Raw genomic sequence first — 4,062 nt, forward strand, 5'->3', positions numbered from 1 at the left:
GACTCCTAAAGAAGTCGCCTTAATCGAAAATTGGATTAATAACTATCCTAAAAAATGCTTGAACTACAAGTCACCCATAGAATTTCTTCTGGATGGCTAACTTGAACTTGAAATTCGCCTTAATGACATTGGAGTACGAAAGTGCTCGTTTTTTTTGATGAGTATTACCTTTTAGAAAAATCAGTTCATTGATCAGGTTTGTAGCAATAGTGCGTTTCCTCTTCTTCTTTCACAGAAAATATGGTATAATAGAGAGTAAAAACTTTGAAAGAAAGAAAAAGATGAATTTAAAAGATTATATTGCAACAATTGAAAATTATCCAAAGGAAGGCATCACCTTCCGTGATATCAGTCCTTTGATGGCTGATGGAAATGCTTATAGCTACGCTGTTCGTGAAATTGTTCAGTATGCTACTGACAAGAAAATTGATATGATCGTAGGTCCTGAGGCTCGTGGATTTATCGTGGGTTGTCCAGTTGCTTTTGAGTTGGGAATTGGTTTTGCCCCTGTTCGTAAGCCAGGTAAATTGCCACGTGAAGTTATTTCTGCTGACTATGAAAAAGAGTACGGTGTTGATACCTTGACAATGCACGCGGATGCCATCAAGCCAGGTCAACGTGTTCTTATCGTAGATGACCTCTTGGCAACAGGTGGAACTGTTAAGGCAACCATCGAGATGATTGAAAAACTTGGTGGTGTTGTGGCAGGTTGTGCCTTTCTTGTTGAATTGGATGAATTGAATGGCCGTGAAAAAATCGGTGACTACGATTACAAAGTTCTCATGCATTATTAATAAAAAACAGTCCTTAGGGCTGTTTTCTCTACATTAGGATATAAAAATAGACTATAGCTAGTTAGAGAAAAACTATAATTGAAAACTATATCTTCTTACAGTATAATAAAGGAAACAAGTGTTTGTATTTTAACTCTAAACACAAGCAATTATTCCTGAAAGAGTACAGTTAGGAGAGGGTTATGCCGATTCGAATTGATAAAAAATTGCCAGCTGTTGAGATTTTACGGACAGAGAATATCTTTGTCATGGATGATCAACGTGCGGCCCACCAAGATATCCGTCCCTTGAAGATTTTAATCTTAAATCTCATGCCACAAAAAATGGTCACAGAGACTCAATTGTTGCGCCATTTGGCCAATACACCCCTACAACTGGATATTGATTTCCTCTATATGGAGAGTCATCGTTCTAAAACAACTCGTTCAGAGCACATGGAGACCTTTTATAAAACCTTTCCAGAAGTTAAGGATGAGTATTTTGACGGGATGATTATCACGGGTGCTCCAGTTGAGCATTTACCATTTGAGGAAGTGGACTACTGGGAGGAATTCAGTCAAGTGCTTGAGTGGTCCAAGACCCATGTCTATTCGACTCTTCATATCTGTTGGGGGGCTCAGGCTGGGCTTTATCTGCGTTATGGGGTTGAAAAATACCAGATGGACAGTAAGTTATCAGGTATTTATCCTCAGGACACCCTAAAAGAGGGTCATCTTCTCTTTAGAGGTTTTGACGATAGCTATGTATCCCCTCATTCACGGCACACTGAGATTTCTAAGGAAGAAATCTTAAACAAAACCAATCTCGAGATTTTATCGGAAGGGCCACAGGTTGGAGTTTCGATTTTGGCTAGTCGGGATTTACGAGAAATTTATAGTTTTGGGCATTTGGAGTATGATCGTGATACCCTGGCAAAAGAGTATTTCCGAGATCGTGATGCAGGTTTGGATCCTCATATTCCAGAAAATTACTTTAAGGATGATGATGTCAACCAGACACCTTGTCTTTGTTGGTCTTCATCAGCAGCCCTCTTTTTCAGTAATTGGGTAAACTATGCTGTCTATCAGGAGACGCCTTTTGACTGGAGAAAGATAGAAGATGATGCATCTGCATATGGGTATTTATAAGAGGAATTATGACATATTTAGACGCTTTTAAATCAGGGAACTTGGTTTTACCGAGTGCCCTGCTCTTGCATTTTAAGGAACTCTTTCCTTCAAGCGATGATTTTTTGGTCTGGCAATTTTTCTATTTGCAAAATACGACAGGTTTGGAAGAAATGTCGCCAAGCCAGATTGCTGAAAGGATTGGCAAGGAAATTTCGGATGTCAACCAGTCCATTTCCAATCTGACGGAGAGGGGGTTGCTTCAGTACCGTACTATCGAATTAAATGGCGAAATAGAATTGCTTTTTGATGCCAGTCTAGCCTTGGAACGTTTGGATGACTTGCTTAGAGTTGCTCATTTAAGTTCAGACCAGTTGACACCTCAAAATCAGCTCAAAGATTTGGTAGAAACCTTCCAGCAGGAATTGGGACGCTTGTTGACACCTTTTGAGATTGAGGATTTGACCAAGACCCTTAAAGAAGATGGGACCAGTGCTGACTTGATTAAGGAAGCTCTTCGTGAAGCTGTTTTGAATGGAAAACCAAACTGGAAGTACATTCAGGCGATTTTGAGAAACTGGCGCCATGAAGGCATCAAAAGTGTGGCTCAAATTGAGGCTAAGCGGGCAGAAAGAGAAGCAAGCAATCCTCAGTTGACACAGGTGTCTGCAGATTTCAGAAATGCCATGGATCTCTGGAAGGATTAATCCATGTAAGCAGGCTTGAAATCCGAGTAAGATTTGCAAGCTGTGTTTAATTGTGATAAAATAAATAGAAAATAAATTGAAAAAGAGGTATGTGAAATGTCACGTAAACCATTTATCGCTGGTAACTGGAAAATGAACAAAAATCCAGAAGAAGCTAAAGCATTCGTTGAAGCAGTTGCGTCAAAACTTCCTTCATCAGATCTTGTTGAAGCAGGTATCGCTGCTCCAGCTCTTGATTTGACAACTGTTCTTGCTACTGCTAAAGGTTCAAACCTTAAAGTTGCTGCTCAAAACTGCTATTTTGAAAATGCAGGTGCTTTCACTGGTGAAACTAGCCCACAAGTTTTGAAAGAAATCGGTACTGACTACGTTGTTATCGGTCACTCAGAACGCCGTGACTACTTCCATGAAACTGACGAAGATATCAACAAAAAAGCAAAAGCAATTTTTGCAAACGGTATGCTTCCAATCATCTGTTGTGGTGAGTCACTTGAAACTTACGAAGCTGGTAAAGCGGCTGAATTTGTAGGTGCGCAAGTATCTGCTGCATTGGCTGGATTGACAGCTGAACAAGTTGCTGCATCAGTTATCGCTTACGAGCCAATCTGGGCTATCGGTACTGGTAAATCAGCTTCACAAGACGACGCACAAAAAATGTGTAAAGTTGTTCGTGACGTTGTAGCTGCTGACTTCGGTCAAGAAGTTGCAGACAAAGTTCGTGTTCAATACGGTGGTTCTGTTAAACCTGAAAACGTTGCTTCATATATGGCTTGTCCAGACGTTGACGGTGCCCTTGTAGGTGGTGCGTCACTTGAAGCAGAAAGCTTCTTGGCTTTGCTTGACTTTGTAAAATAATCAGTAAGTAGCAAAAGCTAGGTGGAACAGCATTCAGATGTCTGTTCCATTTTTTATAGGAGAGGTAAGATTGAAAACAAAGATTGGAAAAATTGGATTAGCAAGTATCTTTTTACTAGGCTTGGCAGTTAGCCATGTCGCTGCAAATGAAACTGAAGTGAAAGCATCTTCGGAAGGAAGTAGCATCCAGACTTCTTCTAGTAAGGCAGAGGAAAAGAAATCAGAAACGACGACAAGCCAAAAAGAGAAAAAGGTTGAGACTTCTTCTAGTAAGCAGACAGAGAAAAAGGAAGAAGTAAAAGAGACTCGTGCTAGTAGTCAGAAAGCGGAAAGTAAACCAACTTCAACATCAGCACACTGGGAAGGCAACTTCTATGTGAAGGCAGATGGCTCAAAAGCTAAGAGTGAGTGGATTTTCGATACTAGCTACAATAGCTGGTTCTATATAAAAGCAGATGGTCGTTATGCCAGACAAGAATGGCAGGGAAACTATTACCTCAAAGCAGGTGGCTACATGGCCAAGAGTGAATGGGTTTATGATAGTAATTATAAGAGCTGGTTCTACCTCAAAGCGGACGGTTCTTATGCAAACCAAGAATG

5 protein-coding genes and 2 pseudogenes (1 of these 7 only partly in view) are annotated in these 4,062 nt (G+C 40.4%); all 7 read left to right on the top strand.

Translation table 11 applies throughout. The features are described from left to right. Window positions 1-100: pseudogene (locus FGQ53_RS10895) on the top strand (IS30 family transposase); the annotation flags it as partial. 181 nt (window positions 101-281) lie between these two features. Beyond that, the gene (locus FGQ53_RS10900; RefSeq protein WP_001049318.1) at window positions 282-794 is read left to right on the top strand and encodes an adenine phosphoribosyltransferase; all 513 of its coding nucleotides are present in this window, start codon (window positions 282-284) and stop codon (window positions 792-794) included. A gap of 182 nt (window positions 795-976) precedes the next feature. Next, window positions 977-1,921 carry a homoserine O-acetyltransferase MetA gene (gene metA, locus FGQ53_RS10905; protein WP_138338752.1) on the top strand — a complete coding sequence of 315 codons (945 nt, stop codon included), beginning with the start codon at window positions 977-979 and terminating at the stop codon, window positions 1,919-1,921. Window positions 1,922-1,929: 8 nt separating this feature from the next. Beyond that, entirely contained in the window at window positions 1,930-2,607 is a 678-nt protein-coding gene (locus FGQ53_RS10910; RefSeq protein ID WP_138338754.1) for a DnaD domain-containing protein, read from the top strand. Window positions 2,608-2,703: 96 nt separating this feature from the next. Further along, window positions 2,704-3,462: a triose-phosphate isomerase gene (gene tpiA / locus FGQ53_RS10915; RefSeq protein ID WP_125827986.1), complete on the top strand. Its 759-nt coding sequence runs from the start codon at window positions 2,704-2,706 to the stop codon at window positions 3,460-3,462. 223 nt (window positions 3,463-3,685) lie between these two features. Further along, a pseudogene (locus FGQ53_RS12325) lies at window positions 3,686-3,938 on the top strand (1,4-beta-N-acetylmuramidase); the annotation flags it as partial. A gap of 108 nt (window positions 3,939-4,046) precedes the next feature. After that, window positions 4,047-4,062 carry the 5' portion of a GH25 family lysozyme gene (locus tag FGQ53_RS10925; protein ID WP_138338756.1) on the top strand. Its footprint extends 1,421 nt past the window's final position, so the window shows 16 of its 1,437 coding nt (coding positions 1-16); its start codon is at window positions 4,047-4,049; the stop codon falls past the right edge of the window.

The organism is Streptococcus mitis (assembly GCF_005844455.1).
GTDB lineage: Bacteria > Bacillota > Bacilli > Lactobacillales > Streptococcaceae > Streptococcus > Streptococcus mitis_BF.